Origin of the sequence: Rhodoferax ferrireducens (assembly GCF_031458075.1) — a bacterium.
Taxonomy (GTDB): Bacteria; Pseudomonadota; Gammaproteobacteria; order Burkholderiales; family Burkholderiaceae_C; genus Rhodoferax_B; species Rhodoferax_B ferrireducens_A.
In genome coordinates this window covers 419,741-441,911 of the sequence record NZ_JAVDXT010000002.1, presented here as the reverse complement: position 1 = coordinate 441,911, position 22,171 = coordinate 419,741, and the positions used below count along the sequence as shown (strand labels likewise).

Annotated in this window: 20 protein-coding genes; 7 read left to right on the top strand and 13 right to left on the bottom strand. The window is 62.9% G+C overall.

All coding sequences use genetic code 11. The features are described from left to right. The first annotated feature begins 15 nt into the window (after positions 1 to 15). Positions 16 to 1,254, top strand: coding sequence for an MFS transporter (locus J2X19_RS11055; RefSeq protein ID WP_310373181.1), 1,239 nt, complete (start codon positions 16 to 18; stop codon positions 1,252 to 1,254). 66 nt (positions 1,255 to 1,320) lie between these two features. On the opposite strand, the gene J2X19_RS11050 is transcribed toward J2X19_RS11055, so the two are convergent. From J2X19_RS11050 to J2X19_RS11040, 3 genes are all read right to left on the bottom strand, one after another. Beyond that, the gene (locus J2X19_RS11050; protein WP_092756321.1) at positions 1,321 to 2,340 is read right to left on the bottom strand and encodes an ABC transporter permease; all 1,020 of its coding nucleotides are present in this window, start codon (positions 2,338 to 2,340) and stop codon (positions 1,321 to 1,323) included. An 18-nt stretch (positions 2,341 to 2,358) separates the two neighbouring features. Continuing rightward, complete coding sequence (locus tag J2X19_RS11045) at positions 2,359 to 3,894, bottom strand: sugar ABC transporter ATP-binding protein (RefSeq protein WP_310373179.1); 1,536 nt, start codon at positions 3,892 to 3,894, stop codon at positions 2,359 to 2,361. Between the two features lie 81 nt (positions 3,895 to 3,975). Then, positions 3,976 to 4,905 carry a sugar ABC transporter substrate-binding protein gene (locus J2X19_RS11040; protein WP_116603782.1) on the bottom strand — a complete coding sequence of 310 codons (930 nt, stop codon included), beginning with the start codon at positions 4,903 to 4,905 and terminating at the stop codon, positions 3,976 to 3,978. A gap of 260 nt (positions 4,906 to 5,165) precedes the next feature. Here J2X19_RS11040 and J2X19_RS11035 point away from each other — a divergent pair, with 260 nt between their 5' ends. The 6 genes from J2X19_RS11035 (at position 5,166) to J2X19_RS11010 (ending at position 12,595) form a co-directional block, all read left to right on the top strand. Then, positions 5,166 to 7,106, top strand: coding sequence for a bifunctional 5-dehydro-2-deoxygluconokinase/5-dehydro-2-deoxyphosphogluconate aldolase (locus tag J2X19_RS11035; RefSeq protein WP_310373178.1), 1,941 nt, complete (start codon positions 5,166 to 5,168; stop codon positions 7,104 to 7,106). Between the two features lie 8 nt (positions 7,107 to 7,114). Next, positions 7,115 to 8,971 carry a 3D-(3,5/4)-trihydroxycyclohexane-1,2-dione acylhydrolase (decyclizing) gene (iolD, locus tag J2X19_RS11030; RefSeq protein ID WP_310373177.1) on the top strand — a complete coding sequence of 619 codons (1,857 nt, stop codon included), beginning with the start codon at positions 7,115 to 7,117 and terminating at the stop codon, positions 8,969 to 8,971. Positions 8,972 to 8,993: 22 nt separating this feature from the next. Beyond that, positions 8,994 to 9,899, top strand: coding sequence for a myo-inosose-2 dehydratase (gene iolE / locus J2X19_RS11025; RefSeq protein WP_310373176.1), 906 nt, complete (start codon positions 8,994 to 8,996; stop codon positions 9,897 to 9,899). Position 9,900: 1 nt separating this feature from the next. Then, positions 9,901 to 10,710 (top strand): 5-deoxy-glucuronate isomerase, encoded by an 810-nt coding sequence (gene iolB, locus J2X19_RS11020; RefSeq protein ID WP_310373175.1) that lies wholly within the window; start codon positions 9,901 to 9,903, stop codon positions 10,708 to 10,710. Between the two features lie 1,014 nt (positions 10,711 to 11,724). Next, positions 11,725 to 12,144 carry a DUF6678 family protein gene (locus J2X19_RS11015; protein ID WP_310373174.1) on the top strand — a complete coding sequence of 140 codons (420 nt, stop codon included), beginning with the start codon at positions 11,725 to 11,727 and terminating at the stop codon, positions 12,142 to 12,144. A 184-nt stretch (positions 12,145 to 12,328) separates the two neighbouring features. Then, a complete protein-coding gene (locus J2X19_RS11010) occupies positions 12,329 to 12,595 on the top strand; it encodes a hypothetical protein (RefSeq protein ID WP_310373173.1) in 267 nt (88 codons plus the stop codon). 82 nt (positions 12,596 to 12,677) lie between these two features. Here J2X19_RS11010 and J2X19_RS11005 read toward each other — a convergent pair whose 3' ends face one another. The 10 genes from J2X19_RS11005 to J2X19_RS10960 all read right to left on the bottom strand — a co-directional run bounded on the left by J2X19_RS11005 (position 12,678) and on the right by J2X19_RS10960 (position 22,167). Continuing rightward, the gene (locus tag J2X19_RS11005; protein ID WP_310373172.1) at positions 12,678 to 13,772 is read right to left on the bottom strand and encodes a branched-chain amino acid ABC transporter substrate-binding protein; all 1,095 of its coding nucleotides are present in this window, start codon (positions 13,770 to 13,772) and stop codon (positions 12,678 to 12,680) included. Between the two features lie 176 nt (positions 13,773 to 13,948). After that, entirely contained in the window at positions 13,949 to 15,244 is a 1,296-nt protein-coding gene (locus J2X19_RS11000; RefSeq protein WP_310373171.1) for an FAD-dependent oxidoreductase, read from the bottom strand. Continuing rightward, positions 15,241 to 15,480, bottom strand: a complete 240-nt coding sequence (locus J2X19_RS10995) for a (2Fe-2S)-binding protein (RefSeq protein ID WP_116603793.1) — start codon at positions 15,478 to 15,480, stop codon at positions 15,241 to 15,243. The genes J2X19_RS11000 and J2X19_RS10995 overlap by 4 nt, the downstream gene beginning before the upstream one ends. Continuing rightward, positions 15,465 to 16,577, bottom strand: a complete 1,113-nt coding sequence (locus J2X19_RS10990; RefSeq protein WP_310373170.1) for an NAD(P)/FAD-dependent oxidoreductase — start codon at positions 16,575 to 16,577, stop codon at positions 15,465 to 15,467. Before J2X19_RS10990 ends, J2X19_RS10995 begins: the two co-directional genes overlap by 16 nt. Further along, positions 16,574 to 17,512, bottom strand: a complete 939-nt coding sequence (locus J2X19_RS10985) for a 4-hydroxyproline epimerase (protein WP_310373169.1) — start codon at positions 17,510 to 17,512, stop codon at positions 16,574 to 16,576. Before J2X19_RS10985 ends, J2X19_RS10990 begins: the two co-directional genes overlap by 4 nt. 23 nt (positions 17,513 to 17,535) lie before the next feature. Continuing rightward, the gene (locus J2X19_RS10980; RefSeq protein ID WP_310373168.1) at positions 17,536 to 18,501 is read right to left on the bottom strand and encodes a branched-chain amino acid ABC transporter permease; all 966 of its coding nucleotides are present in this window, start codon (positions 18,499 to 18,501) and stop codon (positions 17,536 to 17,538) included. A 3-nt stretch (positions 18,502 to 18,504) separates the two neighbouring features. Then, entirely contained in the window at positions 18,505 to 19,407 is a 903-nt protein-coding gene (locus J2X19_RS10975) for a branched-chain amino acid ABC transporter permease (RefSeq protein WP_116603797.1), read from the bottom strand. Positions 19,408 to 19,473: 66 nt separating this feature from the next. After that, entirely contained in the window at positions 19,474 to 20,667 is a 1,194-nt protein-coding gene (locus J2X19_RS10970; protein WP_310373167.1) for an ABC transporter substrate-binding protein, read from the bottom strand. A gap of 38 nt (positions 20,668 to 20,705) precedes the next feature. Then, on the bottom strand, positions 20,706 to 21,413 hold the full coding sequence (locus tag J2X19_RS10965; RefSeq protein WP_310373166.1) for an ABC transporter ATP-binding protein: 708 nt from the start codon (positions 21,411 to 21,413) through the stop codon (positions 20,706 to 20,708). After that, the gene (locus J2X19_RS10960) at positions 21,406 to 22,167 is read right to left on the bottom strand and encodes an ABC transporter ATP-binding protein (RefSeq protein ID WP_310373165.1); all 762 of its coding nucleotides are present in this window, start codon (positions 22,165 to 22,167) and stop codon (positions 21,406 to 21,408) included. Before J2X19_RS10960 ends, J2X19_RS10965 begins: the two co-directional genes overlap by 8 nt. Between the last annotated feature and the right edge of the window lie 4 nt (positions 22,168 to 22,171).

Genomic DNA, 22,171 nt, shown 5'->3' with positions numbered 1-22,171 from the left:
CACCACCCGCACGCCATGAACACTGTTGACATCCCTCTAGGACACACCACGCTAGCGTCCACCCGCCCCGCGTGGGGCGCCGTGTTATCCCTGGCGTTGTGCGTGTGCGTGCTGATCGCCTCTGAATTCATGCCGGTCAGCTTGCTAACCTCGATTGCGCACGACCTCGGCATGTCGGAAGGGCGTGCGGGGCAGGCGATTTCCATCTCCGGCATTTTTGCGGTGCTTACCAGCCTGCTGAACGCGCCCTTGACCGGCAGGTTCGACAGGCGGCGGGTGTTGCTGGGTTTCACCGCGCTGCTGACGTTATCCGGCGTGGTCGTGGCCCTGGCGGGCAACTACAGCGTGTTCATGCTGGGCCGCGCGCTGCTGGGTGTGGCCATTGGCGGTTTCTGGTCCATGTCCACCGCCACCATCATGCGGCTCGTGCCCGCGCATGCAGTGCCCAAGGCCTTGGCCATCCTCAATGGCGGCAATGCACTGGCGGCCACCATCGCCGCCCCGTTGGGCAGCTTCCTCGGCCAGTACCTGGGATGGCGCGGCGCGTTTTTCATGGTGGTTCCGCTCGCCGTGGCTGCATTCGCTTGGCAGTGGACCCGCATGCCGACCATGCCGGGCGCGCAACGCAACACATCGGGCAGCCCCTTTGTTCTGCTGCGGCGGCCCGAGGTGGCGCTGGGTATGGCGGCCGTGATGCTGCTGTTCATGGGCCAGTTCGCGGTGTTCACCTATCTGCGCCCGTTCCTCGAAACCATTACCAGCGTCACGGTGTCGACCTTGTCGCTCATGCTGCTGCTGATGGGTGCCAGCGGCCTGGTGGGCACCTACATCGTCGGGCAGCTGCTGAAGGCACGGTGGTTTAGCTACCTGGTGCTGATTCCGCTGTCCATGGCGGTGCTGGCGCTGCTGCTGATTGCCCTGGGCACATCTGCCAGCGCCGTCGCCGTGTTGCTGCTGGGCTGGGGCTTGGTGGGCACGGCCGCCCCGGTTGCGTGGGGCGTGTGGTTGAGTAAGACGCTGCCGCACGACGCCGAGGCGGGTGGCGGCCTGATGGTGGCCGCTATCCAACTGGCCATCGCCCTGGGCGCGGGCCTGGGCGGCGCCCTGTTCGATGCAGTAGGTTGGTGGAGCACATTTGCGCTGGGGGCGCTGCTGCTGACCGGCTCCGCGGTGCTGGCGTGGGCAGCGTGGTGGGTGGCCCGGCCCCCCAAAATGCAAACCGCCGTGGCTGCAAGGCAGGCACGGCGGGGATAAGCAAATTTGCTCTACTTAAATAGCTGGCAGCGCAGGTAGTTCCTGCGCTAGAGCCCTATTTGAGCATCAAGTTCTACGTTTCTTGTTGCGGTACTGGTCGGCCACCACGGCGGCGACGATGATGCCGCCCTTGACCATTTCCTGGTAGTAGGCGTCGATGCGGATGAAGGTGAAGCCCGACATCATCACACCCAGGATCAGGATGCCGATGACCGTGCCGGTGACCCGGCCCAGGCCGCCGACCAGTGAGGTGCCGCCGATGACCACGGCCGCAATCGCGTCCAGCTCGTAGCTCACGCCCATGCCGGACTGGCCGGAGATGGCACGCGCTGCGGTCACGGTACCCGCCACGCCGCTCAACAGGCCGGCAATGGTGTAGATCCAGATCAGGTGGCGGTTCACATTGATACCCGAGACGCGGGCCGCCTGGCGGTTGGCACCGATGGCGTAGGTGAACTTGCCGAAGCGGGTGTAGCGCAGCACCACATGGGCAATCGCCACGATCACCAAGAAGATGATCACCGGGTTGGCCCCCTCGCCGATCCAGGCGAACTCGGGGGTCAGCATGCTGACGGGCATGCCACCGGTGAACCATTTGGCGAAGCCGCGTGCAGCCACCATCATGCCCAGCGTGGCAATGAAGGGCGGGATGCCGGTGGCTGCAATCAGCCAGCCGTTGATCAAGCCCACCACCACGCCCACCAGCACCCCGGCCAGGATGGGCCAGATCGGGTTCAGGTCGGTCAGATGCGGGAACACGGCGCGCGGAAAGTCCGACACCTGGGCCAGGCTGGCCGCCACCACCGCAGACGCGGCCACCACCGAGCCCGACGACAGGTCAATGCCGCTGGTGATGATGACCATGTTCACGCCCACCGCGATGATGCCGATGACCGACATCTGCAAGATGATGACCTGCAGCCGCTCGGCGTTGAACATGAAGCTTTGGCCATTCAGGTACCAGCCCAGCGCCTCAAAAAAGACGCAGATACCCAGCAGCACCAGCAGGATGCTGAACTCTGGGGGCAACTTCATTTTTGCTTTGGTGCCGCCTGACGCGGGCTGAGAGATGGTAGGGGAGCTCATACATTCATTCCTTTTAAATTACTTCGCAGCCAGGTCCATGACGGAGACTTGGTTGGCGTCTTTGCGGTCCAGGATGCCGGTGACCTGGCCGCCGTGCATCACCACGACGCGGTCGCTCATGCCCAGCACCTCGGGCATTTCCGACGAAATCATCAAAATGGCCACGCCCGTGCCGGCCAGCTCGGAGACCAGGCGGTGGATTTCGGCCTTGGCGCCCACGTCGATACCGCGGGTGGGCTCGTCCAGGATCAGGATGCGCGGGTTGGTCAGCAGCCAGCGGCCCACCAGCACTTTTTGCTGGTTACCACCCGACAGGTTCTGGATGATCTCGTCCATGCTGGGCGTCTTCACGCGCAGGCGCTTGGCCATTTCCAGGCAGTCCTTGTTGAGCTGCTCGCTCTGCACAAAGCCTTTGCTCACGTAGCGCTGGTTGAGCACCGCCGAGTCCATGTTCTCCTGGATATTCAGCGCCAGGAAGCAACCGGTTTCCTTGCGGTCTTCGGTCAAAAACGCCATGCCGGCTTCCAGCGCCTGGGTGGGAGTCTTGATCTCGATCGGCTTGCCCTTGATGGAAATCGTGCCCGAGGTCGCAGGCACCACGCCAAACAGCGCCTCGGCCACATTCGAGCGGCCCGAGCCGACCAGACCGGCCATGCCGACGATTTCGCCGGCACGGATGTCAAAGCTCACATTCTTGAAGATGCCTTCGACACACAGGTCTTTCACCGACAGCACGACGTCGCCGATCGGCACGTCCAGCTTGGGGAACATCTGGGTGATTTCCCGCCCCACCATCATGCGGATGATGTCGTCGCGGGTCACCTCGGAGGACAAATGGGTGGCGATGTACTGGCCGTCGCGGAACACCGAGAACTCGTCGGCGATCTCGAACAGCTCGTTCATCTTGTGTGTGATGTAGATGATGCCCTTGCCCTGGGCCCGCAGGCGGCGAATGATGGCGAACAAATGCGCCACTTCGGTTTCGGTCAGGGCCGATGTCGGCTCATCCATGATCAGCACGTCGGAGTTCCAGGACACGGCCTTGGCAATCTCCACCATCTGGCGGCTGGCGACAGACAGTTCTTGGATCTCTATCGCCGGGTCGATATCGATGTTCAAGTCTTTGAACAGCTCGGCGGTTTTGCGGTTCAGCTCGGCGTGGTCTACCAGGCCCAGCCAGTTTTTTGGTTCGCGGGTGATCCAGACGTTCTCTGCCACCGTCATGTACGGCATCAGGTTCAGCTCCTGGTGGATCATGGCGATGCCCTGGTTCAGCGCGTCCAGCGGCGACTTCAGCACGATGGGCTGGCCACGCAGGCGGATATCGCCCTTCTCTGGCGTGTAGATGCCCGCAATGATCTTCATCAGCGTGGACTTGCCGGCGCCGTTTTCTCCCATCAGCGCGTGCACGGTACCTGCGCGCAGCTTGAGTTGCACATTGTTAAGTGCGACCACACCTGGAAATATCTTCAGGATGCCCTGGATCTCCAGCAAAGGCGGAACGGCGGCGGCGGACGGCGCAGCCGGTCGCTCCATGGTGGCGGTATCTGACATACAGCTAACTCGATTGAACGGTAAAAATGGGTAGACGCCCCCATCGGTGGAGGCGTCTGGCGAATGGCCAATCAGGGCAAATTAGTTTTTGCCGGAGTACTTGGCCAAGTTAGCCGGCGTTACCAGTTCAAATGGCACGTTGACGAAGCGCTCGACGGGCTGCTTCTTGGACAGTTTCAGGGCTGCGTCCAGCGCGCCGCTGCCTTGGCCGGCCGCGTTCTGGAACACGGTGACCTTCAGGTCGCCGGCCTTCATGGAAGCCAGGGCGTCAGGGGTGGCGTCGATACCGGCCACGATGGAAGCAGGAGTCCACTTCTTGGATGCCTTCAACGCATTGATGGCGCCGATGGCCATTTCGTCGTTGTTGGCGATGATGGCGTCAAACTTCACGCCGCTGGACAACCAGTTGGTGGTGATGTCCTGGCCCTGGGTACGGTCCCACTTGCCTTCGCGCTTGTCCAGAATCTTGATGCCGCTGCAGTCCTTGGTGGCCAGCACGTCTTCGATGTCCTTGGTACGGGTACGCGCGGCTTCATTCGACAGCTCGCCCATCAGCACCACGATCTCGCCCTTGCCCTTGAGCAGGCGGCAGACTTCCTGGGTTTGCAGAGTGCCGGAGACCACTTCGTCGGAGGCCACGAACGCCACGCCTGCGGGCAGCTTGGCAAAGTCGACCGGCTTGCGGTTTACATAAACCAGCGGGATCTTGGCGTCGGTCACCATCTTGGTGATCTTGGGGGTGACGTCGGTATCCACCGGGTTGACGATGATGGCGTCGACCTTCTGGGCAATCAAGTTCTGGATCTGGCTGAGCTGTTTGCCCACGTCGTTCTGTGCATCTTCCACTTGCACCGTGGTACCCGACTTCTTGCCGGCATCGACTACGCCGTTCTTCAGGATCGTCAAGAAAGTGTCCAGCTGGGCCATGGCCAAACCGACCTTTTCAGCATGTGCGGCCATCGGGGCCAGCATGGTGGTCGACACGGCTGCAGCGAGTAACAATTTTTTCATTTTGATGCGTCTCCGGATGGTTAAAGAACAGCGACGGTTGCGCCGTTCGGTTGGTTGGGGCTAGGGCGCAAAAATGTCCCTGACCACGATCCGTACTGTAATCACAAAAAGCCAAAATAGAAAATAAATTTCTAAGTGATTACACTTAGAGAAAAATATTTCTCTACAATTTATAGTCGCTGCAACGGGCACAGCTGGCCGTTGCGTATGCCGCCTTCTCGCCTGACGCGAGAACCCATTTCCTGATCAACCGTAGTCTGATGAGCCACCTAAACTTCCCATCCAATCGCCGCATCGATCTTGCCTGCCTGGGCCGTTTGGCCGTGGATCTGTATGCCCAGCAGTTCGGTAGCCGCCTTGAAGACGCGCGCAGCATGGCCATGTACCTGGGCGGCAGCTCGGGCAACCTGGCTTTTGGCGTGGCCCGCCTGGGTTTGAAAAGCGCCATGCTGTCCCGCGTGGGCAACGAGCAGATGGGCCGCTTCCTTACCGAAACCCTGGCACAGGAAGGCTGCGACACCAGCCAGGTGCAGGTCGATCCTGAACGCCTGACCGCGCTGGTGCTGCTGGGCCTGAAGGACCGCGATACCTTCCCCCTGCTGTTCGTGCGCGAAAACTGCGCCGACATGGCGGTGGATGCCGAGCAGATCAGCGAAGACTTCATTGCCCAATGCCGGGCTCTGGCCATCACCGGCACGCACCTCAGCACACCCGGTACCCGCCGCGCTTCGGAGACCGCCCTCGCCTACGCCAAGAAACACGGCGTGGTGCGCGTGCTGGACATCGACTACCGCCCCGTGCTGTGGGGCCTGACCAGCCGCGGCGCCGGCGAAAATCGTTACGTAGCAGATGCACACGTGACGAAGCAACTGCAGGAAACCCTGCCCCTGTTCGACCTGCTGGTCGGCACCGAGGAAGAATTCTTCATCGCCGGCGGCGTGGCCGACGACCTGATGGCCAGCCTGCGTGCGGTGCGCGCCATCAGCTCCGCCACCCTGGTGGTGAAGCGCGGCGCCGCTGGCTGCAGCGTGATCGAAGGCGCCATCCCCACGAATATCGACGACGCCCCCACCTTTAAGGGCGAGCGCGTCGAAGTGCTGAACGTGCTGGGCGCGGGCGACTCCTTTCTGTCCGGCCTGATGGCCAGCCTGCTGCAGGGTAAGGACTGGGCCGAATCCACCAAAGTAGCCAACGCCTGCGGTGCCATCGTGGTGTCGCGCCACGCCTGCTCGGCTGCCATGGCCACGCCGGCCGAGCTGGCCCACTGGTTCAGCGGCAGCCGCAACCCCAAGGTGGATGCCGATGAACAGTTGGCCCATCTGCACCGCGTCACCGCGGCCCGCCCCGACTGGAACGAGATGTGCGTACTGGCGTTCGACCACCGCAGCCAGTTTTTTGATATTGCCCGTGAAGCCGGTGCCAGCGACTCCCGCATTCCCGCGCTGAAAAAACTGCTGGTGCAAGCCGCCGAGCAGGTGGAAACCAGCCACAAGCTGCAAGGCCATACCGGCGTGCTGATCGACGGCGGCGACTACGGCCGCGACGCGCTGGCCAGCGCCACCGGCCGTGGCTGGTGGGTGGGCCGCCCGGTCGAGCTGCCCGGCTCGCGCCCGCTGCGTTTTGACGGTACCCGCTCTGTCGGTAGCGCACTCATCAACTGGCCTACCGAACACGTGGTCAAGTGCCTGGTGCACTACCACCCGGACGACAGCTACGAGTTGCGCCTGGAGCAAGAGCAAACCGTGCTGGAACTATGGGAAGCCACCCGCACCAGCGGCAACGAGCTGCTGCTGGAAATCATCTGCCCCCGCGCCATGACGCCCGCCGGCACCGAAGACGCGGCCGTGCTGCGTTCGGTAAAGCGCTTCTACAACCTGGGTGTCAAGCCCGAATGGTGGAAGCTGGCGCCCATGCAGGCTAAGGGCTGGACCGAACTGGCCGCCCTGGTGGCCGAGCGCGACCCGTATTGCCGCGGCGCGGTGATCCTGGGCCTGAACCAGCCACTGCAGCACCTGGCCGACAGCTTTGTGCATGCCACCAACCCCCTCGTCAAAGGCTTCATGGTCGGCCGCACGTTGTGGGCCGAGCCTTCACTCCAATGGCTGAAGAATGAGATAGACGACAAGGCCTTCAAGGACGCTGTCGCCCACAACTTTGCTACCCTTGTGGATGCCTGGCGCAACCGCAAATCTGCCCAATAAACCTGTCCATGAAAACCCAAAAACTCACCATGAGCCAAGCGCTGGTCAAGCACTTGGCCGCGCTGCAAGTCGAAATGGCCGACGGCAGCATCCAGCCCTACTGCGCGGGCGTGTTCACCATCTTCGGCCACGGCAATGTGGCCGGCTTCGGCGAAGCCCTGTACGCCGAACGCGCCCAGCTGCCCACCTACCGCGCCCATAACGAGCAGGGCATGGCCCACGCCGCCGTGGCCTATGCCAAGGCGCATTTCCGCCAGCGCATCATGGCCGTCAGCACCAGCATCGGCCCCGGCGCCACCAACCTGGTCACCGCCGCGGCCATGGCCCATGTGAACCGCCTGCCCGTGCTGCTATTGCCCGGCGACACCTTTGCCTCGCGCGCGCCCGACCCGGTGCTGCAGCAGATCGAAAGCTTCCAACACGGCGACCTGAGCGCCAACGACACCTTCCGCCCCGTGACGCGCTTTTTTGACCGCATCACCCGCGCCGAGCAAATCCTGACCGCCCTGCCCCGCGCCATCCAGGTGATGACCGACCCCGCCAGCTGCGGCCCGGTCTGCCTGGCGCTGCCGCAAGACGTGCAAACCCATGCCTTCGACTGCCCCGAGAGCTTTCTGCAGCCCGGCGTGATCCACTTCCGCCGCCCACCGGCCGACACCCGCGAACTGACCGCCGCTGCGGCTCTGCTGAAGACCGCCAAACAGCCGCTGATCGTCGCCGGCGGCGGTGTGCTGTACAGCCAGGCCTGGGACGCGCTGCGCGCCTTTGCCGAGAAACACGGCGTGCCGGTAGTCGAATCCCACGGCGGCAAGAGCAGCCTGCCCTGGGACCACCCGCTGAACCTGGGCGGCATCGGCGTCGATGGCGGCCCGGCCGCGAATGAACTGGCCCGCGAAGCCGATGTGGTGCTGGCCGTGGGCACGCGCCTGCAGGACTTCACCACCGGCTCGCACGCGCTGTTCGCCAAGGCCAAATTGTTGTGCCTGAACGTACAGAGCTTCGACGCCACCAAGTGGGCCGGCACCGCCCTGGTGGCCGATGCCCGCGTCGGCCTGGCCCAGCTCAGCACCGCCGCTGGCGACTGGAAGGCCGAACCGGCCTGGACCACCCGCGCCCGCAGCCTGGCCGCAGGCTGGGTGAAGCGCGTGACCGAGCTCACCACCGCCGTGCCCAAGGACGTGCTGCCCTACGACGCCGAAGTCATTGGCGCGGTGCGCGACTCCATTGCCAACAGCGATGTGCACGACGTGGTGGTCTGCGCCGCCGGCACCCTGCCTGCCGAGCTGCACAAGCTGTGGCGCGCAACCCGGCCCGGCAACTACCATGTGGAATACGGCTACTCCTGCATGGGCTACGAAGTGGCGGGTGCCCTGGGTGCCAAGATGGCCCGGCCCGACCAGGAAGTCATCGTCATCGTCGGCGATGGCTCCTACATGATGATGAACTCCGAGCTCGCCACCTCGGTGCTGCTGGGCAAAAAGCTGATCGTGGTGATCCTGGACAACCGGGGCTACGGCTGTATCAACCGCCTGCAGCGCGCCAGCGGTACGCCCAACTTCAACAACATGCTGGACGACTGCATCCCCGAGGGCGGCAGCAGCAGCCAGATCGACTTTGCCATGCACGGCCGCAGCATGGGCGCCGATGCGGTGCACGTGAAGGACGTGGCCGAACTGAAGACCGCCATGGTGGCCGCCCGCGCCGCCACCAAGAGCCAAGTCATCGTGATCGACACCACCTATGAGCGCACCACGGCCGAAGGCGGCTGCTGGTGGGAAGTCGCGATTCCCGAAGTCTCTGAACGCCCCGCGGTGAACGAAGCATTTGAGCGCTACACCGCCGCAAAAACTGAACAACGCATTTAAGTATTTACTCAAGAGAACCACTATGACCTGGAACGTACGCATCGGCATCAACCCCCTGTCCTGGATGAACGACGACCTGCCCTCGCTGGGCGGTGAAACCCTGCTGGAAACGGCACTCAGCGAAGGCAAGGAAATCGGCTACGAGGGCTTCGAGCTGGGCAATAAATTCCCCAAGGACGGCCCCGGCCTGAAAGCCAAGCTGGACGAATTCGGCCTGGCCTGCGTGTCGGGCTGGTACTCGGGCTTTCTGGGCAACGACACGGTGGAAGCCGAGATCGAGCGCTGCAAGGCGCACATGACAAAGCTGCAGTACAACAAGGTGAACGTGGTGGTCTACGGCGAATGCGCCGACACCATCCAGGGCCAGATCGACACCCCTGTGTCCAAGCGCCCCAAGTTCGCCAACGACGCACAATGGAAGGCCTACGCCGACCGCCTGAACGCCTTCGGTGAGCACCTCATCAAGACCTATGGCATCAAGCTGGCCTACCACCACCACATGGGCGCCTACGTCGAGTCCCCCGCCGATGTGGACAAGCTGATGGCCCTGACCGACCCGACCAAGGTGTTCCTGCTGTTCGATACCGGCCACGCCTACTTTGGCGGCGCTGCCGACCCTGTCACGCTGCTGAAGAAGCACGTCGAACGCGTGGTGCACGTGCATTGCAAGGACGTGCGCGTCCCAGTGATCGCCCAGGCCCGCAACGACGGTTGGAGCTTTTTGAACGGCGTGATCAACGGCACCTTCACCGTGCCCGGCGATGGCAGCATCGACTACGAAGCCGTGCTGACCACGCTGAAGAACGCTGGCTACGAAGGCTGGCTGGTGGTCGAAGCCGAGCAAGACCCGGCCGTCGCCCCCAGCTACGAATACGCCAAGAAAGGCTACGACACGCTGCGCGGCCTGGTCAACAAGATCGGCGGCTGAGATGGTCAGCCCCCTGCTCGCCAAGGCGGCCCCCACGGGCCGCGAGATCGTCAACGTCACGCCCGAGCGCGCCGGCTGGACCCATGTGGGTTTCCGCGCGGTGCGCTTGGTAAAAGGCGAATCTGAAACCGTCAGCACCAGCACGCGCGAGCTCTGCCTGGTGGTGCTGACCGGCACCGTCAGCGTCACCATCGACGGCCAGACCCATGAACACCTGGGCACGCGCAAAAGCGTGTTCGAAGAAGTCTCGCCCGCAGCGGTCTACGTGCCGGCCGGCAAGACGGTAGTGGTGCTGGCCGAGACCGATGCCGAAGTCGGCCTGTGCACGGCGCCCGCCGGCAACACGCCGCATACGGTAAAGGTGCTAGACCCCGCCAACATGCGCCGCAGCGTGCGCGGCAAGGGCACGAACACCCGCTATGTCTGCGACGTGCTGCCGCACGACGACCCGACCGCCGCCCACCTGCTGGTGGTCGAGGTCCTCACACCCGCCAGCCACTCCAGCAGCTACCCCCCGCACAAGCACGACATCGAGCAGCCACCGGTGGAAACCCTGCTGGAAGAAACCTACTACCACCGCCTGAACCCACCGCAAGGCTTTGCCTTCCAGCGCGTCTACACCGACGACCGCAGCCTGGACGAAGCCTGCGCCGTGGAAAACCACGACGTGGTGATGGTGCCGCGCGGCTACCACCCGGTCGTGGCGCCGCATGGCTACGACCTGTACTACCTGAACGTGATGGCCGGCCCGAACCGCTTCTGGGTCTTCAAGAACGACCCGGCGCATGAGTGGATGCTGGCGGCGAAGTAGTCGTTGCTAGCATTTCGATAGCTGCTGGCGCAGGTTCTATCTGCGCTAGCAGCCGATTTAGCTTGAACTTTTGGATTGGGTTGGTGCTGCCAACATCCCCGGCCGGGTGTGCGCCCGGCAGCGCAGTCACCTTTCTTTGCTTCGCCAGAGAAACGTAACCCAAAGAAAGGCGAGCCGAAGTCGTCGCCCCCTTCGCTGCGCTACGGGGCACGCTGCCTTGCTCGGTCTGGTCGGGGTCCCGTTCGAACTCGGCCTGCGGCCTCAGGCAATCGCGGGCCCTGATCCGCCCAGCCCTGCGCTACTCGCCGACGCCACACGGCGTGGGGTCGGACAACCAAATAGCCAACAGCCAATACCCAGCCCGGCGCAGCCGGGCTGCAACAGCCTCGCGCCCTAGGCGCGATGTGGCGCTGCGCGCCACAGATCCCGATCCCCGGGGTCCCCCTCTGTATGCGCCGAGGAGCACAGCTTTGGGCGGATCAGGGCTGGCGTTGTTTGAGCCGCAGGCGAGTTTAGCCAGACCCCGCCCAAAGCGCGCACCGCAGGTTTCCCAGCGCGATAGCGCTGGGACGCAGACAGTGGGGGCGCCTTTCTTTTGGTGACTTTTCTTTTGCGCAAAAGAAAAGTTACTGCGCCGCCGGGCGCATACCCGGCCAGGGATCGCATGGACTTCAAGTACGTATCACACCACCCCAAACTACTAAAAAATTTTAGATAAAAGTGGTTCCAGTGCAAACTCCGCATGCGCAAGTTGCTACAAAAAAAGAGCCATTTCACCCTCCACCTTTTGAGAAAAAGATGACCTCGCATAAGGACACCACGAAATTGCGCCACGCTATAGTGAGCACGATTTAGTGTGCATGGTTTGTCGAAAATTTTGTACCTGCATCTAAACAGGCTCACCCCACAGAAGCCAGTCTACAAGCCACTTCCAGGAGATTTCGATGGATGGTTTAAACCTCAGTAGCCAATGCAAACCGCAGGGTTTGTGCACATCAAGTTAGGCATCAGGAAATGCCAGAACGTCACTACACCGTAAAACTACGTCGCTATCTTGCAGACCAGCAACTCGTCAGCGTCCTAAACACGACGAAATGGAAACGTCTTTTAGACGAGCTATGCCGTGAAGACTTACCGCTTCACTTTCATCGCAAGGACATTAACGAAAGTGAAAGACCCGAACAGCGTTGGGACGGCGACATATTTCATGTATTCGGCGACTGCGAAATCATAGAGTGGCTTGAAATTCGGGCGAAGCTATCTGTCAGCCGAGGACAACTACTCGAACCAGAAATTCACGACTTCACGGATAAGTTGATTGCAGCAACTAGGCGTGCGAAGGTTCCCTTTTCACTCACACATGAAGGTATTCGAGTGTGGGGTTATATAAGGGCGGGTTCAGATGTGCAGTGGGCAACCGACTCCGATCACTAACCACAGCTCTCGGGCCAGAGAAACAAACAGCGCCTACGAAAATCACACACCAATCCACCTCTAGCACAGATAAAACCTGCATCACCAGCTATAACTACCATAGCACCCGTGTCATCAAGCCTTCATCCAAACCACGCATCCTAGCCAGGCGGTATGTCGCCGCGCCAGCATCTGCGAGGACTTTATGAACACTGCCGACACCACCATCCTGGAAGAAGAGTTTGAAACCCTGGGCGACCACCACCGCATGGCGGCGCACCACTTTGCGGCCGCCGCAAAGTTCCACCTGCTGGCAGCCACGGCCGACGACGATGGCGACGACGAAGCCTGTGAGCGCAACGCCCACAAAGCCTACCGCCACCAGCTGAACGCCGTGCAGTACGCCGAGATCGCGGTGATGGACAGCGAAAGCCTGGACGACGAAGACACGCTGGAAGTCAGCGCCGACTGAAACCTGCACCCAAAGCGTGCATAAAAAAAGGGCCGTTTGCACGGCCCTTTTGCATCACGCTAAAGAAGCGGCATCTGCTCTATCAATATGCGCCCAATGCCGAGGGCACGCCGCCCTTGAAGGTGTAGACGGTGATAGGGGCCGACTTCAGATTGCCCTTTTCGTCAAAGGCGAAAGTGCCCGACATGCCCTTGTAGGTGGTCTTGTAGATTTCGGCACCGACCTTTTCGGGGTTCACCGAATCGGCCTTCTGCATGGACTGGCCAACAAACATGGTCTGGTCGTAGAACGAAGGCGCGTAGGCATCGGGATCAATGTTGAAACGCTTCTTGTACTTGGCCTTGAAGGCTGGGCCTTCGGCGGTCTTTTCCAGCACCACGCCGCCTTGCGCGCACAGCACGGTGTCGGTGGCAGCGTCGCCAGCCAGCTTGCCGAGTTCTGCGGTGCAGATGGCGTCGCCGCCCATCAGCTTGGCATTGATGCCCAGCGACTTCATCTGGCGGACCATGGGGCCGGCTTGCGGTGCATAGCCACCCAGCAAGATCACGTCGGGGTTCTTAGCCTTCAGGCTGGTCAGGATGGCAGAGAAGTCGGTAGACTTGTCGGTGGTGAACTCCTGGGCCACGATGTTCAGACCCAGCTTCTTGGCTTCTTTGGAGAACTCATCCACCAGGCCCTGGCCGTAGGCGGTGCGGTCGTCGATCACGGCCACGTTCTTGACCTTCAGGACGTTGGCGGCATAGAACGCCAGACGGGCGCCGATTTCGTTGTCGCCAGCCATGATGCGGAACAGGTTCTTGTAGCCGCCCATGGTGACCTTGGGGTTGCTGCCCACGGTAGACACCACCACATTGCCTTCGCTGTAAATGCGCGATGCAGGGATCGCCACACCCGAGCAGTACGGGCCCATCACGAATTTGACGCCGCCGTCCACCAGCTTCTGCGCCACGCTGACGCCGGACTTGGGATCGCACTGGTCGTCTTCGGAAGCCAGCTCGAACTTGAGGGTCTTGCCACCCACCACCATCTTCTTGGCGTTCAGGTCTTCAACCGCCAGGCGCACGCCGTTTTCATTGTCTTTACCGATGAAGGCATTGGGGCCGGACAAGGGACCGGTGACGCCAATCTTGACGACCTGCTCTTGCGCATACGCACCGCCGGCAATTGCAAATGCCATGGCGCCAGCAAGCGCGATCTTTGTGAAACTAGTTTGCATTGACTCTGTCCTAATAGGGAAATGGTGGAATATGAAATCGGTCACCGCCGCACTGTAGGTGCATAACCGTTCTGCGGCATGCCGGGTTTTCGCTTACTGAAGTAAGTGTGAGGATTAAGAAGCTGGGCTAATGTTGGTTACATCCTTTCATGTGAAGCCTCTTGCACACCAGGCAATGCAGCAAGCGTGCCAAGGCGTGCGGGCGTCAGCGGAATGCGTGGCGCAGGCGGTGTCCAGTCGAACAAAAATTGCGTAGCCGCCCCGCATACGCGCCCTTGGCAAGCCCCCATGCCGCAGCGGCTGTGCAGCTTGGCGTCCTGCCAGCCCGCGCAGCCGGCCACGGCGGCATAACTCACGTCCTCGCAGCGGCACACCAGGGTGTCAGGCTGCGCCAGCGTCTTGAGATGCGGCCGCAACGCAAAACTGTGCGCCAACTGGCGGGCAAAACCGTCCCACCGCTCATGCTCCTTCCAACGCTGCTGCGCCGCATCCCGTTGACCCAACGCCGCAAAGCCGGCAATCGTCCCCTGCACCAGTGCCCGCTCGCTGCCGCCAAAACCGGTGGATTCGCCAGCGGCATAGACATTCGGCAGGCTGGTCGCCTGCCAGGCGTCCACCCGCAGCGCCTGCGGGCCTGCAGCGGCGGGGGTCAGCTCACAGCCCAGCAGCTGGCCGAGCTGGGTATTCGGTACCAGGCCAAAGCCGCAAGCCAGCCGGTCGCAGGCCAGGTCTAGCCTGCGCGCGCCCTGTTGCAGCTGCACCGACTGCACCCGCCCCTGGCCGTGCACGGCCAGTACATGGGCGGAGGTACGCAAGCTCGGATGCAGCAAGCTCAGCGCCTGCGTCGCCTTGCCGGGCCAGCGCAGTAACTGAGCGGCAAAGCCTGCCAATGCTGCTGCGGAAGTCTGCTCGGCAATCCGCACTACCTGCGCACCAGCATGGCGCGCGGTAGCCGCCACGGCCAGCAGCAAGGGGCCGGAGCCAGCCACCACAATCCGTTCGCCCGCCACCGGCAGGCCGGACTTGATGAGTGCCTGCAAACCACCCGCACCTGTCACGCCCGGCAGGGTCCAGCCGGGGAACGGCAGCAGCAGCTCGCGTGCGCCAGTGCACAGCACCAGCTTGTTCCACTGCAGGTGCCAGCCACGTTCGGCATCTTCCAGCAACAGCGTGCCTGGTGCCGGTGTCGCCACCACGCGGGTAGCACTGCACAGCCGCACATTGCTGCAGGCAGCCAGCGCATCGCGCATGCGGCGGGCTGCAGCCGGCAGCTGCGCGCCCGGGCCATCGCGCCAGATCTGGCCGCCCGGGGCCGGGTTGTCGTCGATCACCACGATGCGGGCGCCGCTGGGCGCAGCCGCCAGGGCCGCCGCCATGCCCGCGGGGCCGGCACCGACCACCAGCAGGTCGCAGGATTCGGTGGCGGCGATCATTGCGTCACCTCGACCCGCATGCCTGCGCGGCAGGTGGTCTGGCAGGCCAGTTGGCGCACGCCGTCCACCCAGACCCGGCATTCCTGGCAAATGCCCATGCCGCACACCGGTGCCCGTAGTTCACCGCTGACCGACCGGCGGGCTGTGCCGTCGCCGGCGATGGCCAGCGCGGCCGCCACCGAGCAGCCTGCGGGTACCGTGACAGCCTTGCCGTCTATCGTCAAATTGATACGCATGCCAATTCCTGAAAGCGCTGCAATCCATAGGCAGATGCATCGATGGCGGGTGTAGCGCCGGTCATGCTGGCTGCAAGCAATTGCGCAGTACCCAGAGCCGTGGTCACGCCCAGGCCTTCATGGCCTACCGCCAGCCACAGGCCGTCGCGCCCGGGATGTGGGCCCAGGATGGGCAGGCTGTCGGGCGTGGCGGCGCGCAGGCCGGTCCAGCTGCGGATGGCATTGAGCGACGCCAAGCCCGGCATATAGCGCAGGGCCCGCTGCAACATGGCCGCCAGCATGGTGGACTCCACCGCCATGTCGGTGGTATCGAACTGGCGCGAGGAACCTAGCAGCAGCTGGCCGGTGGGCCGCGGCTGCAGGTTGAAGGCCACCGAAGGCCCCTCGTTATGGTGCGAGCTGGTGATGTAGCCCAGCTCCACCAATTGGTGGTGCACCGTACCGGGGTAGCGGTCGGTGACCAGCAAATGGCCCTTCTTCGGCCGTATCGGCAAATCGGGGCACAGCGTGGTGGCCTGGATGCCATTGGCCAGCAGGATCTGCGGTGCCTGGCGGTAGCTGCCGTCGGCCAGGCGCACGCGCGTGCCCTCTATAGCGGTGACTTCGGCGTGCTCAACTTGGATCTGCGTGCCGCCCTGCTGCAACAGCCAGCGCGCCGCATTCGGCGCATAGACAATACCGTCGCCCGGCACCAGCAGCGCTCCGGCCAGGCCGGGGCGCAAGGCCGGTTCGGCCCGGGCCAGGGCGGCAGCATCCAGCAAATGGCTGGCAATGCCGTGCTGCTGCATGCGCTGGCGTTTGTCCTCGGCGGCGGCCATTTCCTCGGCGTTGGCGGCAATCCACAACGTGCCGCAGCCGCTGTAGGCGCAGTCGGCTGGCATCTGCGGTGCCAGGGCTTGCCACAGGCCGACGGAATACCGGCTCAGGGCCAGCTCCGCCGGGTTGTCATCCATCACCACCAGATGGCCCATACCGGCCCCGGTGGCACCACCGCGCTGTGCATCCAAAACCAACACTTTATGGCCAGCTTGTGCCAGCGCGTGGGCGCAGGCCGCACCCACGATGCCGGCGCCGATGACGATGGTGTCGGCGTTCATCCGAGGGTGATGCCCCAGCCGAAAGGATCGTCCTCGGCCACCAGCAGGGTGCTCTCGGCGCACACATGGGCGCGGCCGCGGATGGTCGGAATCACCTGGCCGTTGTCCACAATGTAAGACGCCTCGAAGCGGCTGCCGATCACGCTGGCCTGCTGCCAGGTCTCGCCCGGCGCCAGCTTGCCATCCGCCGCCAGACAGGCGATCTTGGCACTGGTGCCGGTACCGCAGGGCGAGCGGTCGTAGGCCAGGCCTGGGCACAGCACGAAGTTGCGGCTGTCGGCGCCGTTATCGTCAGGGCCGAACAGTTCGATATGGTCGATCTCGGCGCCCTCGGCACCGGTGATGCCTTGTGCACCCAGCGCGTCGCGCAGTGCGCTGGCGTAGGTGGTGAGCGCCGTCAACTGCTCGCTGGCCACGGTCTGGCCGTGGTCGCTGGCCAAAAAGAACCAGTTGCCGCCCCAGGCCACATCGCCATGCACCAGGCCGTAGCCCGGTACCTGCACAGCCACTTGGATTGCATAGCGGTAAGCCGGCACATTGCGCACGCTGACCGAGCCGTCCGCGTGCAGCGTGGCCTCCACCGTGCCCACCGGGGTTTCGATCTTGTGCACGCCGGGCTGGATGCGCCCCATGTGCGCCAGGCTGACCACCAGGCCGATGGTGCCGTGGCCGCACATGCCCAGGTAGCCGGTGTTGTTGAAGAAGATCACACCAGCGGCCGCATCGGCGGCCACGGGTTCGCATAGCAAGGCGCCGACGATCACGTCGTTGCCGCGCGGCTCCAGCACGGTGGCGGCCCGCCACGGGTCGTGCTGGGCGGCCAGCAAGGCGCGGCGCTCGGCCATGCTGCCAGGGCCGAGGTCAGGGAAGCCGCCGATGACCAGGCGGGTAGGTTCGCCACCGGTGTGGGAATCAATGATGTGGATGCGCTGCATGGCAAAGTCTCGTGGAGCTTGGATCAGGTATTTTGTCGTTTTGCTTGTCGGCGCAGTAGCCAGGCCTGGCCCTCCCCGACCATGCCGCGCCGGAAGAAGGACACGCAGACAATAAAGGTCAGGCCGATGATGATGGTGACCACGCCGCCCAGCTCGGCCAGGTAGTTCTGCAAGCTGACCACCAGCGTAGCCCCGACCACCGGGCCCCAGCCCGTGCCCAAGCCGCCCAGCAGCGTCATCAGCAAAACCTCGGTCGAGGTGCTCAGCATCACGTCGTTCAATGCCGACAGCTGCAGCACCAGCGCCTTGAGCGAACCTGCCAGGCCGGCAAATGCCGCCGACAGCATGAAGGCGTGGAGCTTGCAGCGGTCTATGTCGTAGCCCAGAGACACCGCTCGGGGTGCGTTGTCGCGCAGCGCCTTCAGCGCCTGGCCAAACGGTGAGTGCACGATGCGGTGGATAGCCAGAAAGCCCGCCACAAACACCGCCAGCGTGAAGTAGTACATATGCGCGTCCACCGACAGGTCGACCAGGCCCAGCAGCTTGCCGCGCGGAATGCCCTGCATGCCATCCTCGCCGCCGGTCCACTTGATTTGCACCGCAAGAAAGTAGGCGATCTGCGACAGCGCCAAGGTAATCATCGAGAAGTAAATGCCGGTACGTCGGATCGCCAGGGTACCTATCAGCCAGCCGATGGCGGTGGCCACCAGCACCCCGGCAAGGATGGCCAGTTCGACCGGGAAACCATTGCCCGACAGCTTGATCATCAAAATGCCCGTGGTGTAACCCGCCCAGCCGAAGAAGGCAGCATGGCCAAAAGACACCAGCCCGGTAAAGCCAATCAGCAGGTTGAAAGCCAGGGCAAACAGCGCATAACACAGCACCTTCATGACGAAGACCGGGTAGGCGATTTCGGGAAACACCGGCACCAGCAGCGCCGGTAGCAGCAAGACCAGCAGGATGCGGATAGGGGTTGGAATGTTTTTCATGGCTCAGGCCTCTTTACCAAACATGCCTGCCGGGCGCGCCAATAGCACGACGGCCATGACCACAAACACCACCACCGTCGAGGCCTCGGGGTAAAACACCTTGGTCAGGCCTTCGAGCAGGCCCAGCGCCAGGCCGGTCAGGATGGCCCCCATGATGGAGCCCAGGCCACCAATCACCACCACGGCAAACACGATGTTCAGCAGATTCGCCCCCATCAGCGGGTTGATCTGCATGATGGGTGCGGCCAGCACACCGGCAATGCCGGCCAACGCCACGCCAAAGCCATAGGTCAGCGTGATCATCAACGGGATATTGACCCCGAAAGCCTGTAGCAGCTTAGGGTTCTCGGTGCCCGCCCGCAGCAGCGCCCCCAGCTTGGTGCGTTCAAACAAAAACCAGGTGACGGCACAGATCAGCAGCGATGCCACCACCACGAAAGCACGGTATACCGGCAGGAACATGAAGCCCAGGTCCATGCCCCCTTGCAGCAGCGCCGGTGGGTCGTAGCTGGCACCCGAGATGCCGTAGAAGTGGCGGAACAAGCCCTCCAGCACCAAGGCCACGCCAAAAGTCAGCAGCAAGCCGTACAAATGGTCGAGGTGGTAGAGCCGTTTAAGCAAGGTTTTCTCCAGCAAGATCCCAAGCCCGCCTACGACCAGCGGCGCCAGCAGCAGCGCAGCCCAGAAATTGATTCTGAAATCAGTACCCAGCCACTGCGGCAGGTGCGCAAAGCCGATCCAGGCCAGAAAAGCCGCCACCATGAACTGCGCGCCGTGGGCGAAGTTGATGATGTTCAGCAGGCCAAAAATAATCGCCAGCCCCATGCTCAGCACCGCATAGAAGCAGCCATTGATCAGGCCAACCAGTAGTTGGGCCAGCAGAGCCTGGCTCGAAATATCAAACATGTGTGGAAGTCCTGCGGTGCGTGCACTGCGCCCACGTGGTGTGCGGGCGCAGTGCACAAAGCGGTTTTAGCCGGCGACCTGGCAAGCCGGGTTGATGGCCGGGTACACGTCCGCGCCCTTGAGTACAGACTTCACCTTGTAGTAGTCCCATGGCACTTTGGACTCAGACGGGCTCTTGACCTGCAGCAGCAGCATGTCGTGCACCAGCGCACCATCCTCGCGCAGCTTGCCGTGGCGGATCACGGCGTCGTCAATCGTCATCTTGCGCAGCTGGGCCATCACGGCTTTGGCATCGTCGGTACCCGCGGCCTGTATGGCCTTGAGGTAGCTCAGGGTGGCGGAATACACGCCGGCCTGGGCCGAGGTGGGCATGCGCTTTTGCTTCTCGAAAAACTTCTTGGACCAGGCGCGCGAACGCTCGTCAAAGTCCCAGTAGAAAGCCTCGCTCAAATACATGCCCTGGGCTTTTTCCAGGCCGATGCTGTGCACGTCCGAGATATAGGTCAGTAACGGGGCTACCACCTGCTTGCGTGTGATGCCGTATTCATTGGCCTGCTTGATGGCGTTGACGGTGTCGTTACCCGCATTGGCGAGCGCAATCACGTCGGCGCCCGAGGCCTGGGCCTTCAGCAGGAAGGACGAGAAATCGCCACCAGGAAACGGATGGCGCGAGCTGCCCACCACGGTGCCGCCGTCGGCCTTGATAACTTCGGATGCGTCTTTTTCCAGCGAATGGCCGAAGGTGTAGTCGGCGGTGATGAAGTACCACTTCTTCTTGCCGTCCTTCACCAAAGCCCGCGCGGTGCCTGCGGCCAGTGCATAGGTATTGGTGGTCCACTGCGCGGTCAAGGCATTGCATTTCTCGCCCAGGATCGCCGTGGCCAAGCCGGACGACGGCATCACCACACGGTTCTTTTGCTTGGCGATTTCCATCACTGCCAGCGCGGTGGAGGCGGTGGGAAAGTCGGTCACCATATCGACCTTGCCCTGGTCGAACCAGCCGCGCGCCAGGTTGGCGGCCACGTCGGGTTTGTTCTGGTGGTCGGCAAATACCAGCTCGATCGGTTTGCCCAGCACCTTGCCACCCATTTCCTCAATCGCCAGCCGGGCGGCCGTCACCGAGCCCTGGCCCGACAGGTCGGAATAAATACCCGACAGATCGTTCAGCACGCCGATCTTCACCACGTCATCGCTGACCTGGGCCTGGGCTACCAGCGCGGCACAGGCCGCCACACATACCGCGAGTTTCTTGAATTGCATGGGGTACTCCAAAGTTAAGGAAAAGAGGAACGGGGAATTCAAATGCCGAGCAGCGCGTCCAGCCGGTCTTGCTTGGCCGCCACTTCGCTGCTAGCGATCACCTCCACCACCCGGCCGTGCTCGATCACGTAGTGGCGGTCGGCCAGATGCTTGGCGAAGCGGAAGTTCTGTTCCACCAGCACCAGGGTGAAGCCACGCGCCTTGAGTTCGCGTATCACCTGGCTGAGCTTTTGCACGATCACCGGGGCCAGGCCTTCGGTGATCTCGTCCAGCAGCAAAAGCTTGGCGCCGGTGCGCAGAATGCGGGCCATGGCCAGCATTTGTTGCTCACCACCCGACAGGCGGGTGCCGGGGCTGGAGGCGCGCTCTTTCAAATTGGGGAACATGCCGTAGATCTGGTCCAGCGACATACCGCCCTCGCCCACCTTGGGCAACAGCAGCAGGTTTTCCTCGGCGGTCAGCGAGGCATAGATGCCGCGCTCTTCCGGGCAATAGCCCAGGCCCAGCTGAGCGATGCGGTGGGTGGGCATGACAATCGTCTCCTTGCCTGCCACCTGGATCGAGCCGGTGCGCTTGCCCACCAGGCCCAGAATGGCCCGCAGCGTGGAGGTGCGGCCTGCGCCGTTGCGGCCCAGCAGGGTCACGCATTCACCGGCCTTGACATCGATGTCGATGCCTTGCAAGACATGCGACTCGCCATACCAGGCGTGCAGATCGCGGATGCGCAGCATGGTGGGCTCAGACATGTTCTTCCTCCGTGCCCATATAGGCTTCGCGCACCGCCGGGTTGACCGACACGCTGGCGTACGGCCCTTCGGCCAGCACTTCGCCGCGCTGCAAAACGGTGATGGTGTCGCAGATGTCGGCCACCACCTTCATGTTGTGCTCGACCATCAGCACGGTGCGCTGGGCCGAGACTTTCTTGATCAGATCCTTGATGCGGTCCACGTCCTCGTGGCCCATGCCCTGCGTGGGCTCGTCCAGCAACAAGAGCTCGGGGTCCAGCGCCAGCGTGGTGGCGATCTCCAGCGTGCGCTTGCGGCCATAGGGCAAGTCGGCCGCCAGCAGGTGGATAGCGTCGTCTAGCCCTACCTGTTCCAGCAAGTCCATGGCCACTGGGTCCAGCGTGCGCAGGGTGGACACGGGCTGCCAGAAACGGTGGTCCAGGCCCAGCTTGCGCTGCAGCGCCACCTTGACGTTTTCCAGCACCGTCATCTGCGGGAACACCGCCGATATCTGGAACGAACGCACTATGCCCCGGCGCGCGATCTGCGCCGGCTTTTCGGCCGTGATGTCGCTGCCGTTGAACAGGATCTGGCCCGCGGTGGGGATGTGGAACTTGGTCAGCAAATTGAATACTGTCGTCTTGCCCGCACCGTTCGGACCGATCAACGCATGGATGGTGCCGCGCCGTACCCGCAGGTTCACATTGCGTACGGCGACGAAGCCGCGAAACTCCTTGGTGAGCCCCTGCGTCTCAAGAATGATGTTGGTGTCCATGCGT

Coding starts and splice junctions, on each gene's coding strand:
- J2X19_RS11010 (WP_310373173.1), top strand. CDS start 12,329: ATGAACACTGCCGACACCACCATCCTGGAAGAAGAGTTTGAAACCCTG.
- J2X19_RS11000 (WP_310373171.1), bottom strand. CDS start 15,244: ATGATCGCCGCCACCGAATCCTGCGACCTGCTGGTGGTCGGTGCCGGC.
- J2X19_RS10970 (WP_310373167.1), bottom strand. CDS start 20,667: ATGCAATTCAAGAAACTCGCGGTATGTGTGGCGGCCTGTGCCGCGCTG.
- J2X19_RS11005 (WP_310373172.1), bottom strand. CDS start 13,772: ATGGCATTTGCAATTGCCGGCGGTGCGTATGCGCAAGAGCAGGTCGTC.
- iolE (WP_310373176.1), top strand. CDS start 8,994: ATGACCTGGAACGTACGCATCGGCATCAACCCCCTGTCCTGGATGAAC.
- J2X19_RS10975 (WP_116603797.1), bottom strand. CDS start 19,407: ATGTTTGATATTTCGAGCCAGGCTCTGCTGGCCCAACTACTGGTTGGC.
- J2X19_RS10985 (WP_310373169.1), bottom strand. CDS start 17,512: ATGCAGCGCATCCACATCATTGATTCCCACACCGGTGGCGAACCTACC.
- J2X19_RS10990 (WP_310373170.1), bottom strand. CDS start 16,577: ATGAACGCCGACACCATCGTCATCGGCGCCGGCATCGTGGGTGCGGCC.
- J2X19_RS10960 (WP_310373165.1), bottom strand. CDS start 22,167: ATGGACACCAACATCATTCTTGAGACGCAGGGGCTCACCAAGGAGTTT.
- iolB (WP_310373175.1), top strand. CDS start 9,901: ATGGTCAGCCCCCTGCTCGCCAAGGCGGCCCCCACGGGCCGCGAGATC.
- J2X19_RS11055 (WP_310373181.1), top strand. CDS start 16: ATGAACACTGTTGACATCCCTCTAGGACACACCACGCTAGCGTCCACC.
- J2X19_RS11040 (WP_116603782.1), bottom strand. CDS start 4,905: ATGAAAAAATTGTTACTCGCTGCAGCCGTGTCGACCACCATGCTGGCC.
- J2X19_RS11035 (WP_310373178.1), top strand. CDS start 5,166: ATGAGCCACCTAAACTTCCCATCCAATCGCCGCATCGATCTTGCCTGC.
- J2X19_RS10995 (WP_116603793.1), bottom strand. CDS start 15,480: ATGCGTATCAATTTGACGATAGACGGCAAGGCTGTCACGGTACCCGCA.
- J2X19_RS11015 (WP_310373174.1), top strand. CDS start 11,725: ATGCCAGAACGTCACTACACCGTAAAACTACGTCGCTATCTTGCAGAC.
- J2X19_RS10965 (WP_310373166.1), bottom strand. CDS start 21,413: ATGTCTGAGCCCACCATGCTGCGCATCCGCGATCTGCACGCCTGGTAT.
- iolD (WP_310373177.1), top strand. CDS start 7,115: ATGAAAACCCAAAAACTCACCATGAGCCAAGCGCTGGTCAAGCACTTG.
- J2X19_RS10980 (WP_310373168.1), bottom strand. CDS start 18,501: ATGAAAAACATTCCAACCCCTATCCGCATCCTGCTGGTCTTGCTGCTA.
- J2X19_RS11045 (WP_310373179.1), bottom strand. CDS start 3,894: ATGTCAGATACCGCCACCATGGAGCGACCGGCTGCGCCGTCCGCCGCC.
- J2X19_RS11050 (WP_092756321.1), bottom strand. CDS start 2,340: ATGAGCTCCCCTACCATCTCTCAGCCCGCGTCAGGCGGCACCAAAGCA.